This is a genomic window from Pontibacter sp. YIM B11418 (genome assembly GCF_059278805.1).
Window position 1 is genome coordinate 216,114 of record NZ_JCAEMH010000001.1, and the last position, 15,091, is coordinate 231,204.

Consider the following 15,091-nt stretch of genomic DNA (forward strand, 5'->3'; position numbering starts at 1 on the left):
TTTAAGAGTTTTGGAGTTAAAATCCATTTGTCATTTCGAATGCAGTGAGAAATCTGGATAAAGTACCGGAACACTTCAGATTTCTCACTGCGTTCGAAATGACAATTTAAGCTAATGCCTGGCCTCTCCCCTTTGGCGAGCGTATGTTTTATTGGTGTCCCGCTACTTGTACCGAAAGGTATTGGCGAAGCGGTCAGTGGCCACCCGATAGCTCACACTCGCGGGACGCGAGCGAGGGCATCTTACTTTCCACAACTAATAAACTCTTAAACTCCTCAACTCCCAAAGTTCCCCCATTCACGAACAACTTTTAACGCTTCACTTTTAACTTTTAATAATAAGTCTTACCTTTACGGAACTATTCCTAGTTAAGAATCATTCTTATCTCAGTATGCAACACCTGACCCGAGACGAAATACGACAAAGCCTGACTGAATGTGGCCTGAAGGCGACACAGCAGCGCATTGTGGTGCTCGAAGCGGTGACGGAACTGCATGGGTCGCACCCAACCGCAGAGGATGTTTTCCAGCGACTACGGCCTGCAAACCCGACGATTTCGCTCGGTACAGTCTACAAAACGCTGGATACTTTTACCGAGACAGGTATGCTGCGGCGCGTGGTTTCAGAAGGTGGCAGTAAGCGTTACGATTCGAATACGATGACGCACAGCCACATCTACTGCAGCAAGACCAAGGAAATTGTTGACTTTGAGGATCAAGAACTGGAGCAGCTCTTGATCAGGTTTTTCAGTGAGCGCCAGGTGGAGAACTTCGAAATCAAGGGCTTTTCGATTCAGCTGACAGGCTGTAAGGTAGAGCCCGATAAAAAGATAAGCATTACAAAAGTTTCTAAATAGATTATTTCAAAACCCAATAAAAACAAAACAAAATGGCAGTATTAGTAGGTAAAAAAGCACCTTCTTTCAAGGCAACAGCAGTAGTAAACGGCGAGTTCGTAGAAGACTTCTCTCTTGACCAGTACATCGGCAAGAAGCACGTGGTATTCTATTTTTACCCAATGGACTTCACTTTCGTTTGCCCGACTGAGATCATCGCGTTCCAGGACAGAATGGAAGAGTTTGATCGTAAGAATGTTGCCGTAGTTGGTTGCTCTACCGACACGCATTTTTCTCACTTTGCATGGTTGAACACTCCACGTAACCAAGGTGGTATCGAAGGAGTTGAGTATCCGCTTGTTGCTGATGCAGCTAAGACAATCGCTCAGAACTTCGACGTACTGGCTGGTCATTACGACTACAACGAAGAAGGCGAAGCGATCTTTGTAGGTGAGCCGGTTGCTTACCGCGGTCTGTTCCTGATCGACAAAGAAGGTGTTGTTCGTCACCAGGTTGTAAACGACCTTCCGCTTGGCCGTTCTATCGACGAGGCCCTGCGTATGGTAGACGCCCTGCAGTATTTCGAGCAGAAAGGCGAAGTTTGCCCAGCAAACTGGTCTGAAGGCAAAGAAGCCATGAGCGCTACAAAAGAAGGTGTATCTAACTACCTTGCAAAGCACTAAGCTTTAATAACTTATTGATAAAACAAGAAGCCCCGGCAAATTGCCGGGGCTTCTTGTTTTTGGCTGAATACAATATAGCAGGTAAGCTATAGTCTGTTACCTTCCCAGTCAAACTTATTTCCAAGATCATCCTGATACTCTACCCCAAATCTGCCAGCTTCCCTAAAACTTTTTGGATCTACTCCCTTCAATAACTTAGTTTCGTGAAATACATGTCTGGCGTCCTTCCCAAAACCTAACTCTAGTGGCACATAAGTTCGAGGATCAGCATCTTCGATGACCTCTTCTCTGTAATATACCTTATTTTTATCTTTTGCATAACCGCTTACTCTGTTGGGGAAATACAGTTCAAAGGACGCAGCGTCAACTTCCTTATACTTGAAAACATTACCATAGTATAGCACTTTATCATTTACACAAATTACGTCTCTGTCCACAATCCGAACGGTATCGAAAGACTGGAAGGAATGTGTTAATAAAGCTACATAACGGAAAGTAGCTACGTAGTATAATTGATTTGAATCCCGTATGTACTCTTCATTTATTACTTCAATATTTCCCGAGTTGGGTTTTACAGCAGCCAAATACGAGCTATTAAAATCTGCGTAAATGGAGTCTTTGTCTTGGGAGAATCTGTCATTTAGAAAAACGAAACTGTCCCGGTCAACTTGAAACTTATTATGGTTTAAGTAGTAATGGTTCTTATCTCTCGACCAGGTTCTATTGACCGTATCAATATCCAGATACTCAAAAGAAGCAGCATCAACTCCAGCAATGGGTTCTAATTCCTGAAAACTCTGTGTATAAGCGTAAAATTTATCCTTGGCGACCCCTCTGTCTATATAAAAGCTTTCATAGTCAACCTGTTCCTGCCTTATCCCACTATAAAAGATATAATTTTTGTCCTTTGCGATATGGTTGGATAACACCTGAAATGTAGCCTTATCTGCTTCGCACTTTTCTATTCCAATCTCAAACCAGTTGCCGCCAGGAGAGTAAAATATCCGACCGGCCAGATAGTAGTAAGACTTTGACTTTGCCTCGTCTATGAGCTCTCCCGGTGCACAAGAAGTGAACAGAAGAACGAAAAGAAACAGCGGAGATATTTTCTTTATAAAGAACATATTATTTTGATAACGCTTATGCAAACAAGGTATAAGTATAGGAAAAGGCATTCGAAAACAAAAAGGCCCTGGCGACTGCCGGGGCCCTTTTGTTTATAATGACATGGACTTTCCACTTAGAATCTTTTCCAAAGCGGGCCGTTCTTGGAAGCATACTTTCCGATCTTACCCTGCGATTGCAGTTCCTGCAGGTGAGCTTCGGCCTCGCTGGTTTTCATACCTGAAAGTACCGCAAACTCTTTGGTGGTAAGCGTGCTATACTTGCCGAAAAGCGAGGTATAGCTTGTGTCATACTGCTGCTTTGTAGCCTCCGGGTGCAGTTGAAGCAGTGCCTGCTCGTACTGTGCGTAAGGGCGGGAGCCATATACCAGAATGCGGTTATCGTTTCCGTCAGTTACAAAGATGGTCGGGAAGCCGCGTACGCCCAACTGACGCGCCAGCGCCAGGTCCTGCTGGAACAGTTCAACTGCTTTGCCTTCGAAGTCGGCCTTGAGTTGCGCCACGTCCAGGCCGGTTTGCTCGGCGGCCAGCGCCAGGTTTTCCCAGCGGGCAATGTTTTTCTTCTCCAAAAAGATCATTTCCTTTATTCTTCTCAGGAACGCCCCGGCCTTATCCTCGCCTTGTAGTTGAGCCGCCTTAAAGGCAATGGATGGCGGATATGAGGATGGCAGCGGGTCTTCCAGCCACAGGTCGCCGTCTATCGGCATCTCGTAGTGGGCACCGGCTTCTTCCCAGTGCTGGGCCACGCTGGCAGGTCCGTTCACGTCGCGGCCGCCATAGACTTCCCAGCTCGGCAGCAGCCCGCCCATGCGGTATTCCACCTCAAAGTATGGGCCGTACTCCAGCGCCAGTTTCTTCAGTTGCGGATCGATGCCCCAGCACGAGGAGCAGATCGGGTCGGTAAAGTATAGCAGCTTGATTGGTTTTTGGGCTGCAGCAATGTTAGTATCTTCTGTAGTGTTCTGAGTTCCCGGAACTTCACATATCCCGGTCTCAATATCGCAATGCATCGTTGGTTTCGTCTCCATAATACTCTATCTTGTGTTAAACTTTATAAAAATCAGCCTGTTAGCCCGTAGCCAGCAGGCTTTGCTGAATTACTTTTACAAAGGTCGGACTAACCTTTAAGAGAGTCAATTAGTCAAAAAAACATGACTACCAACAATTTACCACAAGAGGAAGCGAGTTGCCCTGCCGAAGGTATACTGAAGCAGTTATCCGGCAAATGGAAGCCGCAGATTTTCAAACTGGCCCTGGATGGACCGGTACGTTTTAACAGTTTGCTGCGACAATTACCGGGCTCTAACAAGCAATCGGTGGCGACGGCACTAAAAGAAATGGAGGAATCGGATATTCTGGTGAAGACCGTGATACAGGAGAAGCCCCTGCACATTGAGTATACCTTGTCGGAGAAAGGACAGGCGATGGTGTCAGTGTTTAGAGGTTTGGAAAGTTTCTTGACCTAAGAGTTAGGCCAGTTTTACCAGCCACATACCAACGAAAGTAGCCAGCAGCCCCAGCAGCACACTTGCCAGGATATAGAGGATAGCTTGCCCAGTTTGTCCGTTTTGCAGCAGCGTGATAGATTCAAGGGAGAAAGCTGAGAAGGTGGTGAAACCTCCCAGTATACCCGTAGCCAGGAACAGGCGCCATTCATCCGGCAAATTGCCTTTGGCTACAAACCCGAATACAAGCCCGATCAGAAAACACCCAACTATGTTTACGACCAGCGTACCTACCGGAAATTGGGTCAGGTTTTTTGTTTGTATAAGCTGCGACAGCAGGTAACGCCCGACACCTCCTATAAAACTGCCTGCCCCAATTGCCAATAGTATTTTCATCTTAAACTGTGGTTCTGCTTAGTGCTTTTGCTCGTAATCGTAGTTCACCATCCACTGGATACCGAATTTGTCAGTAAACATGCCAAACAGCGCGCCCCAGAAAGTTTTGTTCAACGGCATGGTTACCTTGCCACCTTCCGATAAGCCATCGAACAAGCGCTTGGATTCGTCCTCGTTTTCCGCGTTGATGGAGATCGAGAAGTTGTTGCCTATGATGGTCGCATGACCAAAGGCCTCGGAAGAATCGCTGCCCATCAAGGTGGTTTCTTTGCTGATCGGCAGTGAAATGTGCATGATCTTGTTTCCTTCGGCTTCCGGAAGCGGATTCTCAGATGGCATGTCTTTAAAACGGCCTACATAAGGGAAATCGCCGCCGAATACAGATTTGTAAAAGCTAAACGCTTCTTCGCAGTTACCCGCAAAGGTGAGGTAAGGGTTGATGGCTGCCATTTTTCTGTTTGTTTGATTTATATAAGGCAATTTACCCTTATTATACCATAATCAGCATATAATTCGTCAGAGGCCCGCAAATTTAAAGATCGGTTGCTGCCAGGTATGGTGAGCTCATTTTTCATAGTTGACCAACTTCCCGCTGTCCTTTACCAGCCACGCCTTTTCAGCGTGATCCAGTATGTCTTCTTTGGCATCCGAAAAAGCCTCCACAATCTTGTAGGACTTAACCTTGAAGTGCTTATCGAGGCGCTTTATCTTTTCTTCGTCTTTGCAGGCTTTGCCTTCCACGAGGTAGGTTTCGCCGTTATACCTGGTTTGCGTACCAAAGAACGCATCGATTGGGTATAGCTCGAACAACGGCTTCACGTATACCTCCAGCGCTCCGGTGGCGCAGATCACCTGCACACCTTCCTGCCTATACCTGTCCAGTTTGGCTTTTATCTCTTTATTAAACTCACCAGGGAACTCCTCTTTCCAGAACTCACGCGCATATTTTTCTACCTGCTCGGGCGGAATGTTGTCGAGGTAGTTAAAGAAGTTCTCTTTGAACTCGGTCATCCGGATCTGGTTCATTTTGAGGAGCGCCTTGTAATACACCATCTGGAAATAATAGGCCAGCTTGTGCGGTTTCTTCTTACTGATAAACTTGAAAAACTCCTCTTTGGAGCTCTTGTTATAGAATGTGCCGTTCAGGTCGAAGACCACGACTTTAATGTTGTCTTGCTTATTTTCCGTCATGCGAAGGTGCGTTTATACCTGCCGGGGCAGGTATGGAGTTTACGGGAAACCGGTGGATTGGGCTGATTAAAACAAGTGAGGAATATACCGAGCGTTAACACCCCTATACTCCCCTCAAGGGGATAGTTCTCTCACTTGCAGTATCCTCTTTCTAAGAGATAGCACCGGGTAAGGGTGTACCTGTTTTTCCGTGGTCATCAAAATACTCGTTCAGGTCGACCACTTTCAGGCCGTGCTCGCTGGCAGTCTGTATAAATTCAGATATGTGATGGGTATAGCACTCGACTTCCTGACGCCCCTTTTCCGTATCGAAGCGGGCTTTGGTGCCGCTGTATTGCTTAAAAGGATGTAGTTCACCGATGTATACATACCCTCCGGACTTCAGTGCCGCTGCTGTCTGCTCAAAAATAAAATGCAGGTTTTGGATGTGCTCCAGCACCAGGCTGAAGGCAACAAGGTTGTATACCTGTGTGGCAAAGTGCCAGGGTTGGGTGATATCGACTTGCAAAAAAGTCACTTTGTTGGAGCTCACTTTCTTTCGTGCCCGCTCCAGCATTTCTCCAGACAAATCCACCGCCGTGAGGTGCATCGCTTTCCGTACCAGCCACTCGGTGTTTTTGCCGGTGCCGCAACCTATCTCCAGACAGGTGTCGAAAGGTATAGCTGCCAGCGTCGTGCGCAAGGCCACGGCTTCCAGGTCGCGGGTGCGGTTTTTGTTGGTGTCGTACTGCGCGGCCCAGTCATTATAAGCGTCTTCTACGGTCATAGGTCTTTCAGCATCCAGATGTTGCAGGCAAAGTGGCCCGAGTTACCCAGCGCATGCGGCAAGGGTCTGAAACCTGCTTTTTCATACATAGATACGGCTTTGGCCAGTTCGGGGAACGACTCCAGGTATAGCTGTTTGAAACCTAGCTCACGGGCAGTTGCTATACTTTGCTGCATCAGTTGATTGCCAATCCCTTTGCCTCTGGCTTCGGCGGCCAGGTAAAACTTCACCAATTCCGCACAGCCAGTGGGCAGGCCTTCGGTTGGGTATACACCGCAGCCACCCAGAATGGTACCGTTTTCTTCGGCCACAAAATAAGCGCTACCGGGCTGCCGGAAGAGTTCGTACAAGGTGTCAGTGGTCGGGTCGGTATACACCGTGCCGGGCTTGTCGATCTTGAACTCGCGGAAAACCTGCCGGATTAGGGTTGCCAGCGGTTCGTTGTCGGAGGGTTGAATGGGGCGGATAGTGAGGGGCATGTGGTTGGTTTGTTGAATTAGGGATGAACATCCCTGTGAATTTTGCCTGACCAAGAATCTCTACTGCCGGATCTTTTTACTGTTAAACCTTTTTTTGTCAGAATGCGAAATGTTACCCGAAAACCAGTTCATTTTATCGTTCTAGAATTTCTAACTTTCCACTCCTTGTCTGATAACTGATATTACAATTTGGAAGCCATATTTTTAAATTCTCTTTATCTGCCTGAGTTAAATAGTCGTCGTCAATTCGCATAGATTTCAATCTAGTCAACTCGGCAATTCTAGGCGAAATATGTTTTATTGGATTGTTCCAAATTTCAAGTTTTTCTAGACTTTTCAAGTCGGAAATATTATCTGGGATACTATCTATTTCGTTGTCAAAGATTAAAAGCTCTTTTAAATTTCCGAGGTTCTTTGTTTCCGATGAAATGCGACTAACCTTATTAGTGTACAAGTCAAGCGTTTCTAGCTTGTTAAGTCTCTCGTCAATGAATGAAATGTCCGTTAACTGATTATCATTCAATGATAGCCAGGTTAAATTAGGCAAGGTTTTAATTTGGTCAGGGAATGTTGTCAATTCATTACGTGAAATTGAAATATGTTCTAAACTGTCAAGTTGAGATAGATCGCAGTTAATTTCTTTAATTCCGGTTGCTGCAAATGATATACTTTTTAGACTTTTTAGTTGCGTAAGGTTACAAGGAAATTCACTGATAGGATTTACTGCCATTATCAAATCTTCGAGCGTACCTATTTCAAAAATCTGTTCCGGAATTTCATTGAAGTTGTTTCCAGTTAGTATTACTTTATAAATATCCAGGCTTCCGAGTCCGTCAGGCAGGGAAGTCAAGCCTTTATTTTGAAGCCATAAATACTTTCCCCTGCTATCCGCTACTATAGGGGAATACTCACTCTTATAAACACTCTTCTTCATGTTTGAGGAGATTTCATTGCACAATGACGTCATTACCTCTTTTACAGCAATACTTTTATTCCCTTTAACCTGAAAAAGCCAACTCTTTACCTTGCTATCATTTACAATACAGTCAATTTCAAAATTCGGATCCCAATCAATACTCTGATAATTAACTTCTGAATTATCGGTGAATGCAAAGCGAATTGTGCTCGGAATATCTTCTACCTTGGTTGATGTTATTATAATTCCGTCTTTAGGTATTTCTATTGTTTTCTTCCAGAATTTAGTCTCTGATAGCTCAGGATATCCTTCTACTCCGAAAACAATTCCTGCTTGCCCATTGAAGTCCTTTTGGAATACAATGTAATTGTGCTCTTGCCACTTCATGTATGTCACAAAGGCGAGAGCTAAATAGGCAGTTGTCAATATCAATTGCGTTATACTATAAACCCTTCTGTTCCTTATTAATTTTAGCGTGAAGAAGTCTACAAGATATATAAGCAGGGCAATACCAATAAGGTAAATACCGATAAAGAAAAGGTAACTGAAAGTTAACACACCGAACAATCCGAAAACGAATGTTATAAATCCTGTGATTTTTAGTGGTGAGTTTACTATCCGCTTCATTGTTACGTTTTGATATTATCCCCAATATTGGTCGGCTAAACGAATCAATCTATGTTCAACCTATCAAATATACCACATCCCTCCTTCCCTTTCACAAACTAAAACCCCTTTACCACTATCCCTTCAGAATACCCTATATTTGCAGCATGAAACCAGTACGCAGACACTCGCAGGTCTGGAAGACACTGCGAGGTCATTGCCAGAAAATTACATCTTGAAACTACTCTACGACATTGGACTGAAAGCTTACCAGACGGCTATTGCTTTGGCTTCGCCTTTTCACCAGAAGGCGAAGCTGATGCAGGAGGGGCGTGCAGGGCAGTTTGAGCGGATGGCGAAGCAACTACAGAGCAACACGGCTCCTACGGTGTGGTTTCACTGCGCCTCGCTGGGGGAGTTTGAGCAGGGGCGGCCGGTGATTGAAGCGTTTCGGGAGGAGTTTCCAGAGTACAAGGTGGTGCTGACATTCTTCTCGCCTTCGGGCTATGAGGTGCGCAAAAACTACGCGGGTGCCGACTACATCTTCTACCTGCCGCTCGACAGCCACAGCAATGCCAACCGTTTTCTGGATATCGTGCAGCCAAAGCTTGCGGTATTTGTAAAGTACGAGTTCTGGCATTACTACCTGCAGGCCATGCAGGAGCGGGCTATACCTGTACTGTCCATTTCGGCTATTTTCCGGCCTGACCAGGTGTTCTTCAAACCTTACGGCGGCTTCAACCGCAGTATGCTGCAGCGCTTCACGCACATCTATACCCAAAACGAGACTTCCCTGAAGCTGCTCCAAGGTATAGGTATAGCCAAAGCCAGCATCGCCGGCGACACCCGCTTCGACCGGGTGTTGCAGACGGCCGCCAGCGTAAAAACTATACCTGTGGTGGAGGCTTTTGCGCAGGGCAAGGTGGTGTTCATGGTCGGCAGTAGCTGGACTGCGGATATCGAAGTGTTATTGCCCCTGATTCAGAAGCACCGACACAAAATACAGTACATCATCGCGCCGCACGAGATTCATGACAGCGGTATTAGTCAGCTCATGCAACAACTCAGTGAGGGGGCAGTGCGCTTTTCACAGGCCACGGAGGCAGATGTGGGCAGGTATAACGTGCTGGTGATCGACAACATTGGCATGCTCTCGTCGCTTTACAGCTACGGCACTTACGCTTATATCGGCGGGGCCTTTGGCAAAGGGCTGCACAACACACTGGAGGCGGCTGTGTTTGGACTGCCGCTGTTCTTTGGGCCGAAGTTCGAAAAATTTCAGGAGGCGAAGGATCTGGTGGCTTTGGGCTGCGCCTTCCCGATAAACAATGCGGAGGAATTGCTGCAGGCTTTTGAGCGGGTACATACCACGCCGGGGCTGCGCCAGGGTATAACCGACAAAGAAAAAACTTACGTACACGAACAGGCAGGTGCCACAGCTAAAATCATGGCTGATGTGCGCCAGCTGTTGACATAAAACGAATGAAAGGAGTTGTAGTAAAATCGACGGGATCGTGGTATCTGGTGCGTGACGCGGAGGGCAAGCTGCACCGGGCGCGTCTGCGCGGCAAGTTCAAGCTCAAGGGCATGAAGGTGAGCAACCCGTTGGCCGTCGGCGACCGTGTGGAGTTCGATGTGGAAACCACCGGCGAAGAAACGGCTGTAATTCACAAAATCGAAGACCGCGAAAACTACATCATCCGAAAATCCACACACAAAGCCGAGCACGCCCACATCATCGCCGCTAACCTCGATCAGGCCCTGCTGATTGCCACACTGGTGTCGCCACGCACCTCCTTCGGCTTCATCGACCGCTTCTTGGTAACAGCCGAGGCCTATGGTATACCTACTGTGATCGTATATAACAAAACCGACCTCTACGACGAGGACATGCAGGAATACCAACGGCAGATCGCTTACCTGTATGAACGTATCGGCTACAAAGTTATGGGCGTATCTGCCCATGCCGACCAAGGTATAGACGAGCTCAAGGAGTTACTGCACGGCAAAACCACCCTTTTCTCCGGACACTCCGGCGTAGGCAAGTCCACGCTCATCAACCTCATCGTTCCCGATCTCGACCTAAAAACTTCCGAAATCTCCGGTTTCTCCGATAAAGGGGTGCACACCACCACCTTCGCCGAGATGTTCGAAATCGATCCCGTAACCTTCATCATCGATACACCTGGCATCAAAGAACTTGGCATCGTCGACATCCCCAAACAAGAGCTCGGCCACTTCTTCCCCGAAATGCGCGAGCGCCTGAACCAGTGCCGTTTCAACAACTGCACCCACTTCAACGAACCCGGCTGCGCCATAGTAGAAGCCGTCCGCCACAACGAAATCGCCCTGACCAGGTATGAGAGTTACCTGAGTATGATGCACGGGGAAGACAATCGAAAGTGATTTGAGTTTAAGAGTTTGAAAGGTAAACCTGTAGGAATAGGTCGCGACCTGTCCGAATCGTGCACAATTTAATTTGTCTGAATCAGGATTTACAGGATTAGTAAGGATTTCCAGGAGTGAGTTACCTTTAGGCCATCCTTCCCTTGAACTGGGGAATCTTCGTGCACGATCAACATCCCCCTGCCCCCTTCGAAGGGGGAATCTCTGTAACTGCCAGTTGTTAGGTATAGCTTCGTAGCACATACCCTTGGCAGGTATAGCAAGAGTAACTTGCCCCGGAAGCAATGAAACAGACAGCATGAGCCATGTGCACCATTACGACTACCCACTGTTTGAGCGTTCAGCGAGTTTGGGGAGTCTTGATTTTTTTGCTTACTTTTTTCATCAAGGAAAAAAGTAAGTGCCCGCCGCACAGGCGAAGCAATGAAACAACTCAAGTAGCTATACCTGCAACAGCAATTACCACAAAGCAAAATAAGCTATACCTAGGCCAGAGACCCCACGATAGTAGTCACGAGCGTGGACGCTCGCGCCATTAAACTATAACTGCAAAACCGCCCCGCCGGCTAGGCGAAAAGCAAACTACAAGCTCCCCCACTCCGTTATTAAAAATCAACCTCACCACGACCACTATGAAAATCGAAAACGCGAATATCCTCATCACAGGCGGAACCCTCGGCATTGGCTACGCTACTGCTCAACTACTCATCGAGCATGGCGCGAACGTGGCCATAACGGGTCGTGACGAGAAACGGACCAACAAGGCGGCACGGGAGCTAGGGGCAATGCCGATCACAGCCGATGTGGCAAACCCAGAAGACGTGAAGCGGACCTTTGAGACTTTCATGACCGAGTATGGCCGGCTCGATGTGCTCATCAACAATGCAGGTATAGGCATTTCCAAAAAGCTGGGAGACGTACAGCTAGAAGATTTTCAGCAGGTATACAGCGTGAACGTGTTTGGCGCTGCCATGATGGGCAAGCATGCGGCAGAGATTTTCAAAAAGCAGAACTACGGCAACATCATCAACATCGGCTCCACGGCCGCGACCAAAGGCTACGAAGGCGGCTCGGTATACGCTTCGTCTAAGTTCGCCCTGCGCGGTATGACCCAGTGCTGGCAAGCAGAGTTGCGGAAGTATAATGTGAGGGTTATGTTACTCAACCCCAGCGAAGTGACTACCGCCTTTGGCCGCGAAGACAGAGAAGAACGCAGCAGCCAGCCAAACAAACTACGCGGCCAAGAGATTGCCTGGGCTATAAAAGGAGCACTCGAGCTTGACGACCGGGGCTTTATACCTGAACTAGCGGTGTGGGCGACAAACCCATTCTAAGTTTACAGGGCCGTTTCTTTTACGGGTACCAATACCCTGTTGATCGTGTGCAGCACACCGTTGCTGCTCATGCCGTCGGGCTTATCCATCAAGGCATTGCCGATCTGAATTTTTTCCTCACGCTTTGCCACTTTCAACTGATGTCCGGCCGCTGTTTTTAGAATGGCGCCATCCTGCAGGTCGCTCGTAGTCAGTTTGCCTGCAATGATGTGGTTGTTGAGCAGTTGCTGCACCAGTTCGCGATGCTCCGCACTTTCCAGGTTGTCGCGCAGGCTGTCGGGAAGGTCCAGAAAAGCGGCTTCAGTGGGGGCAAGAACTGTGTACGGACCCGTGCCACTCAATCCTTTGGATACGCCCGCTTTGCGCAAAAGCGAGTTGAAAGTGCTCAAATCACTGTCGGCAGCTATATTGTCCAATAAACTTCGGGAAGATACGCGGGAAGACTTTGTGCTGCCCGGATTTTGAAGCGCGTTACTGGCTTGCGACTCAACAGGTCCGTCTGCCAGCAGGGCATCGGCCCTCTCCTGCTGGGCGGCTTCGTTTCCGGTTCGGCTATTGTTGGACTGGTCGCAGCCGGTTATCAGTAGTATGGCTAGTCCAAATAGGGTTATCAAGTAGGGAATGGCTCGCATAGTAGGCTCAGGTTTTAATCAGATAGATACAGGGGTCGGGCTATAGTACAATTACTGTTTTAGAGCGCTACAAGTTTTGGCAAATACCGGGCCAGTCCTATGTTTAGCCAAATCGCCGGGCGGTGCCTGGCTGCCAATTAATATTTTGCGTACTTTTGTACTTGTTAGTATTACATTATCTTAAACAAGTAGAATTATGAAAACCGCAGAAATCCATACCGGTAAAGGCGTCATGAAAGTAGAGTTTTATGAGAAAGACGCTCCAAAGACGGTAGACAACTTTATAAAGCTTGCTAAAGAAGGCTTTTACAATGGCCTTACCTTCCACCGCGTTATTCCGGACTTCGTGATACAGGGCGGTTGCCCAAACTCACGCGAAGGTGCGAAGGGCGTGCCGGGCACAGGTGGTCCTGGCTACAAGATCGACTGCGAACTGACCGGTGAGAACCAGTACCATGACCGTGGCGTGCTGAGCATGGCGCATGCCGGCCGCAACACAGGCGGATCGCAGTTCTTCATCGTGCACAGCCGCAAAAACACCGCGCACCTCGACCGTAACCATACCTGCTTCGGCAAGGTGGTAGAAGGCGTGGACGTAATCGATCAGATCCGCGCCAACGACAGGATTGAGAAAATCGTGGTAAACGAAGAGTAGAAATCCAGCCCGGATACAGATAACAGGAAAGGCCGCACAGATGCGGCCTTTCCTGTTTAAAAGCGCCTCATTTCAACGGATTAATATCATCCATTTCTATATATTAAACCTTATTCTTAAGGATTAATTCTTAATTTTACCTGAAAGGGACACTTCGTTCCTGACAGAAAATGCAGCCACTTACTCAGTGTTTGCCCTTTCCTGTGATTTCCTGAACCCTATACCTGTAACCGGCAGGCACCCACCACCGCCCTGTCACTACCCTGTTTATGAAGAAATTAGCTTTACACTGGCAGATTCTGATCGGCATGGCGCTAGGAGTAGCCTGGGGTATCTCTGCCAGCTCCTTCGGCCTCATCGAGTTCACCTCTGACTGGATCAAGCCTTTCGGCACCATCTTTATCAACCTGCTCAAACTAATCGCCGTGCCGCTTGTGCTCGTGTCCCTGATTACGGGTGTGGCCAGCCTGAGCGACATCAGCAAACTTTCCCGCATCGGCACCAAAACGATCGGCTTATACCTGATGACGACACTGTTTGCGGTGGTGCTGGGGCTTGTGATCGTAAACGTAGCGGAGCCCGGCAAAGCGTTTTCTCCTGAGAAACGTGAGGAATTCAAATCCCAGTATGCCGCCGCTACCACCCAGCGCTCTTCTGATGCCGCCGCTGTAGAGCAGCAAGGACCACTGCAGGCACTCATCGACATCGTACCCGACAATATCTTTGGGGCTATGACAAACAACGCGAGCATGTTGCAGGTCATCTTCTTCGCCCTGCTGTTCGGCATTGCCCTCATCCTCATACCAAGAGACAAGGCGAGCCCTGTCAACGCTTTCTTCGACGGCGTTAACCTCGTCATCCTCAAAATGGTGGACATCATCATGATGGCAGCCCCCTATGGTGTGTTCGCCCTGTTGGCAGGACTGGTGGTGGAGTTCGCCGGCGATGATCCTTCGGCCGCGGCTGAGTTGCTGCTCGTGCTGGGCTACTACTGTATCGTCGTTATAATTGGTCTGGCCATCATGATGTTCGTAGTTTACCCGCTCCTCATCAAATTCTTAGGCAAGAGCAGTTACGTCGATTTTTTCAAGGGCATCTTCCCGGCCCAGATGCTGGCTTTGTCCACTTCCTCGAGCGCGGCGACGCTTCCGGTGACCATGGAGCGCTGCGAAGAACGACTGGGCATTAACCGCGAAATCACCAGCTTTGTGTTGCCACTTGGCGCTACCATCAACATGGACGGCACGAGTCTTTACCAATCGGTGGCGGCGGTGTTTATCGCGCAGGCTTATGGCATGGACCTGTCGCTGGCGACGCAGGCAGGCATTGTGCTCACAGCCACACTGGCCTCCATAGGAGCGGCAGCCGTGCCCGGTGCAGGCGTAGTGATGCTCGTGATCGTGCTGCAACAGGCAGGCATACCGATCGAAGGCATTGCCCTGATCCTGGCTCCTGACCGCTTGCTCGATATGTTGCGGACTACCGTGAACGTGACCGGCGATGCCTCCGTAGCCATGATCGTAGCCCACTCTGAAGGGCAGTTGCATCCCCCTGTTCTCGAAGACGTTGGCCTGAAAGACTAAACAATCCTGACCATTTAGCACAAACACAAGACTGCCCCTG

Annotated in this window: 17 protein-coding genes; 8 read left to right on the forward strand and 9 right to left on the reverse strand. The window is 48.4% G+C overall.

Annotation, left to right across the window (positions count from 1 at the left end):
• The first annotated feature begins 391 nt into the window (after positions 1–391).
• Together AC4QZR_RS00895 and AC4QZR_RS00900 are read left to right on the forward strand one after the other, a co-directional pair.
• Positions 392–856: a Fur family transcriptional regulator gene (locus AC4QZR_RS00895; RefSeq protein WP_494479237.1), complete on the forward strand. Its 465-nt coding sequence runs from the start codon at positions 392–394 to the stop codon at positions 854–856.
• A 32-nt stretch (positions 857–888) separates the two neighbouring features.
• Positions 889–1,518, forward strand: a complete 630-nt coding sequence (locus AC4QZR_RS00900; protein WP_220625553.1) for a peroxiredoxin — start codon at positions 889–891, stop codon at positions 1,516–1,518.
• An 86-nt stretch (positions 1,519–1,604) separates the two neighbouring features.
• Here AC4QZR_RS00900 and AC4QZR_RS00905 read toward each other — a convergent pair whose 3' ends face one another.
• Both AC4QZR_RS00905 and AC4QZR_RS00910 read right to left on the reverse strand, forming a co-directional pair.
• Positions 1,605–2,642 carry a DKNYY domain-containing protein gene (locus tag AC4QZR_RS00905; protein ID WP_494479238.1) on the reverse strand — a complete coding sequence of 346 codons (1,038 nt, stop codon included), beginning with the start codon at positions 2,640–2,642 and terminating at the stop codon, positions 1,605–1,607.
• A gap of 116 nt (positions 2,643–2,758) precedes the next feature.
• Positions 2,759–3,670, reverse strand: coding sequence for a ClpXP adapter SpxH family protein (locus tag AC4QZR_RS00910; protein WP_494479239.1), 912 nt, complete (start codon positions 3,668–3,670; stop codon positions 2,759–2,761).
• 123 nt (positions 3,671–3,793) lie between these two features.
• On the opposite strand from AC4QZR_RS00910, the gene AC4QZR_RS00915 reads away from it, so the two are divergent.
• The gene (locus AC4QZR_RS00915) at positions 3,794–4,108 is read left to right on the forward strand and encodes a winged helix-turn-helix transcriptional regulator (RefSeq protein ID WP_494479240.1); all 315 of its coding nucleotides are present in this window, start codon (positions 3,794–3,796) and stop codon (positions 4,106–4,108) included.
• A gap of 3 nt (positions 4,109–4,111) precedes the next feature.
• Here AC4QZR_RS00915 and crcB read toward each other — a convergent pair whose 3' ends face one another.
• The 6 genes from crcB to AC4QZR_RS00945 all read right to left on the reverse strand — a co-directional run bounded on the left by crcB (position 4,112) and on the right by AC4QZR_RS00945 (position 8,462).
• Entirely contained in the window at positions 4,112–4,483 is a 372-nt protein-coding gene (gene crcB, locus AC4QZR_RS00920) for a fluoride efflux transporter CrcB (RefSeq protein WP_494479241.1), read from the reverse strand.
• A gap of 18 nt (positions 4,484–4,501) precedes the next feature.
• Positions 4,502–4,933: a VOC family protein gene (locus AC4QZR_RS00925; RefSeq protein ID WP_494479242.1), complete on the reverse strand. Its 432-nt coding sequence runs from the start codon at positions 4,931–4,933 to the stop codon at positions 4,502–4,504.
• 114 nt (positions 4,934–5,047) lie between these two features.
• Complete coding sequence (locus AC4QZR_RS00930; protein ID WP_494479243.1) at positions 5,048–5,674, reverse strand: HAD family hydrolase; 627 nt, start codon at positions 5,672–5,674, stop codon at positions 5,048–5,050.
• Positions 5,675–5,825: 151 nt separating this feature from the next.
• On the reverse strand, positions 5,826–6,440 hold the full coding sequence (locus AC4QZR_RS00935; RefSeq protein ID WP_494479244.1) for a class I SAM-dependent DNA methyltransferase: 615 nt from the start codon (positions 6,438–6,440) through the stop codon (positions 5,826–5,828).
• Positions 6,437–6,919, reverse strand: coding sequence for a GNAT family N-acetyltransferase (locus tag AC4QZR_RS00940; RefSeq protein WP_494479245.1), 483 nt, complete (start codon positions 6,917–6,919; stop codon positions 6,437–6,439). The genes AC4QZR_RS00935 and AC4QZR_RS00940 overlap by 4 nt, the downstream gene beginning before the upstream one ends.
• 133 nt (positions 6,920–7,052) lie before the next feature.
• Positions 7,053–8,462, reverse strand: coding sequence for a leucine-rich repeat domain-containing protein (locus AC4QZR_RS00945; protein ID WP_494479246.1), 1,410 nt, complete (start codon positions 8,460–8,462; stop codon positions 7,053–7,055).
• A gap of 214 nt (positions 8,463–8,676) precedes the next feature.
• Between AC4QZR_RS00945 and AC4QZR_RS00950 the strand changes: the two genes are divergently transcribed.
• The 3 genes from AC4QZR_RS00950 to AC4QZR_RS00960 all read left to right on the forward strand — a co-directional run bounded on the left by AC4QZR_RS00950 (position 8,677) and on the right by AC4QZR_RS00960 (position 12,181).
• Positions 8,677–9,918, forward strand: a complete 1,242-nt coding sequence (locus tag AC4QZR_RS00950) for a 3-deoxy-D-manno-octulosonic acid transferase (protein WP_494479247.1) — start codon at positions 8,677–8,679, stop codon at positions 9,916–9,918.
• A 5-nt stretch (positions 9,919–9,923) separates the two neighbouring features.
• Positions 9,924–10,847 carry a ribosome small subunit-dependent GTPase A gene (gene rsgA, locus AC4QZR_RS00955; protein WP_494479248.1) on the forward strand — a complete coding sequence of 308 codons (924 nt, stop codon included), beginning with the start codon at positions 9,924–9,926 and terminating at the stop codon, positions 10,845–10,847.
• Between the two features lie 632 nt (positions 10,848–11,479).
• Positions 11,480–12,181 (forward strand): SDR family oxidoreductase, encoded by a 702-nt coding sequence (locus tag AC4QZR_RS00960; RefSeq protein WP_494479249.1) that lies wholly within the window; start codon positions 11,480–11,482, stop codon positions 12,179–12,181.
• Positions 12,182–12,183: 2 nt separating this feature from the next.
• Here the strand turns inward: AC4QZR_RS00960 and AC4QZR_RS00965 are convergent, their stop codons facing one another.
• Complete coding sequence (locus AC4QZR_RS00965) at positions 12,184–12,813, reverse strand: fasciclin domain-containing protein (RefSeq protein ID WP_494479250.1); 630 nt, start codon at positions 12,811–12,813, stop codon at positions 12,184–12,186.
• Positions 12,814–13,009: 196 nt separating this feature from the next.
• Between AC4QZR_RS00965 and AC4QZR_RS00970 the strand changes: the two genes are divergently transcribed.
• Together AC4QZR_RS00970 and AC4QZR_RS00975 are read left to right on the forward strand one after the other, a co-directional pair.
• The gene (locus AC4QZR_RS00970) at positions 13,010–13,468 is read left to right on the forward strand and encodes a peptidylprolyl isomerase (protein ID WP_494479251.1); all 459 of its coding nucleotides are present in this window, start codon (positions 13,010–13,012) and stop codon (positions 13,466–13,468) included.
• 269 nt (positions 13,469–13,737) lie between these two features.
• On the forward strand, positions 13,738–15,051 hold the full coding sequence (locus tag AC4QZR_RS00975; protein ID WP_253400637.1) for a dicarboxylate/amino acid:cation symporter: 1,314 nt from the start codon (positions 13,738–13,740) through the stop codon (positions 15,049–15,051).
• The last annotated feature ends 40 nt before the right edge of the window (positions 15,052–15,091 follow it).